Annotated in this window: 3 protein-coding genes; 2 read left to right on the forward strand and 1 reads right to left on the reverse strand. The window is 49.6% G+C overall.

Annotated elements, in window-relative coordinates; genetic code table 11:
- The first annotated feature begins 162 nt into the window (after nucleotides 1-162).
- Nucleotides 163-375 carry a hypothetical protein gene (locus tag ACH2EH_RS07795; RefSeq protein WP_395140504.1) on the forward strand — a complete coding sequence of 71 codons (213 nt, stop codon included), beginning with the start codon at nucleotides 163-165 and terminating at the stop codon, nucleotides 373-375.
- Between the two features lie 102 nt (nucleotides 376-477).
- The gene (locus ACH2EH_RS07800; protein WP_395140506.1) at nucleotides 478-933 is read left to right on the forward strand and encodes a thermonuclease family protein; all 456 of its coding nucleotides are present in this window, start codon (nucleotides 478-480) and stop codon (nucleotides 931-933) included.
- Nucleotides 934-948: 15 nt separating this feature from the next.
- Here the strand turns inward: ACH2EH_RS07800 and ACH2EH_RS07805 are convergent, their stop codons facing one another.
- Nucleotides 949-1,503: a hypothetical protein gene (locus tag ACH2EH_RS07805; protein WP_395140508.1), complete on the reverse strand. Its 555-nt coding sequence runs from the start codon at nucleotides 1,501-1,503 to the stop codon at nucleotides 949-951.
- Between the last annotated feature and the right edge of the window lie 388 nt (nucleotides 1,504-1,891).

Consider the following 1,891-nt stretch of genomic DNA (forward strand, 5'->3'; position numbering starts at 1 on the left):
CTACCCACGTGGCTATAGCAGCGGTAACCGGCATTCAGTACTTACTTACGTGGAATTGCAGACACATAGCGAACGCTGGCGTCAGTCGTGTTATAGTGAAGGTGTGCGAAGAGCTGGGATACTCAGCGCCTTTAATGTGTACGCCGCTAGAGCTTATTGGGGGTGATCGTGAGTGACGAAAAAGAGTGGACGGATCCTATCGTAGCAGCCGTGCGAGCCGTGCGAGATCGTCTTGCCAAGCGCTTTAACTACGACATTGCCGCGATATTTGAACACCTGCGCCTCAAGGATGAAGAGTATAAAGCCCAAGGTTTTCAGGTAGTCCAACTTCCGATAAAACGGCTCCCGCAAAAGAAGACAGGAACGCACGAGTAGTTCTGCTCTAATAAGCGGCGCACGCAACTGGTAAAGATAGGGCGTAGATTTAAAGTCATGCCACTCGAATTAAAATCTGATTAATCGGCGAAGAGAGAAAGCTTGAAAACAGACGACTTCCAGGAAATGCCAGAGGATCGGTTTAATCGTAGCGCGATCCTATTACGAGTTGTTGATGGAGATACACTCGACGTAGAGATCGATCTCGGGTGGTCAATGAAGTTAAAAGAGCGTATCCGACTTGAGCGCGTTGACACACCAGAGCTGAGAAAGGCGGCAGAACAGAAAGCTGGTGCGTGGGTAAAAAAGAACGTTGAGGAGTTTTTTGAAACGGAAAAACGAATAATCATCACCTCCATGGCCTATGATCGCACTGGTCAGGTGCGGGGCAAATTCGGTCGAACTATGGCTGTAGTATACCGAGCCCACGATAGAAAGTGCCTTAACGAATATCTTCTCAGTAAATGCTTGGCCTGGCGTACAAACAACTCTGGCAAATTGCTCGAGGAGCGGTCACTGGATCTTTTGACCGGGATACCAGAGGAGGAGAGGGGGTAGCTGAGGCGACCACCGCTACTGCAGTATTGTGTAGTAGGATGGGTCATTTTTCCGCATCGGAAATGTCAGGATGTTTTTGCAGTAGTTAAGAACATCCCTACTAAAAGCGATCGGCTTGCTATCTACCACCTTACCGAGCTCTCTCGATAATCTTTCAAAAACTACTCCCTTGCAGTATTGCATCGTACTGCGTCGTGCGCCTCCGGGCTGGCCTGCGAGATCTATCTCTTCCGGTATCTCCATCTTTATGCCGTGGTGTTCGATGACTCTACCAAGATCGTTTGATAACCTAGACATCTCGGCCTGAGTAACGCATGGGTAGTCCTGTATCGCGGTAATGCCCAAATGCGATTGCACGCCATTTTGGTACGCCTTATCAATAGCGCGATCAATCATCTTCACATCGCTACAGCATGTTTTTTTAGCCGCGGTATTTCCCGCATCTAGGTAGCTACAAGTGAGTTTTCGGTTCCAGGGGCTGATCTTTGGGATGTAGTCCCCAGAGTGATCTGTGTAGGGTATTTTGGTGTTGGCCGTGCTAGGCGTTGTAGAGATGCTGTTCGTAGTCATTATACTCCTCGAATAAAGTAGAGCTCTTGTCTGAGAAATTCTCAGGCAGCACAGTGATCGAGGAACAGAATGAGAAGTTGCTACAGTTAGGACATCGCAGAAAACGAAGATGACCTCTTGGTATTCTGGTGATATCGGTCGGATAGCTGCTTGGCGCTCGGGATCTCGGTGTCTTGCTCTCAGTGCAAATAGTAGAGGGTTGCCCCCTACCCCTATTGTGCCTGATAAAGGACATTATCAGACATAATGAGCAGTGAAGGGGGCGCCATGAAAAGTAATGAGCTGGCGGTTATCAGTGTTGGGACAAAGGCGCCCTCGGAGGCGGCCGACTTTCCAGCGCTCGTGGCTGACGCGGGTAACAACGCTCGGTTTGCCTGGGAGGAGTTCC

The organism is Armatimonas sp., from assembly GCF_043760365.1.
In the GTDB taxonomy this organism is placed as follows: domain Bacteria; phylum Armatimonadota; class Armatimonadia; order Armatimonadales; family Armatimonadaceae; genus Armatimonas.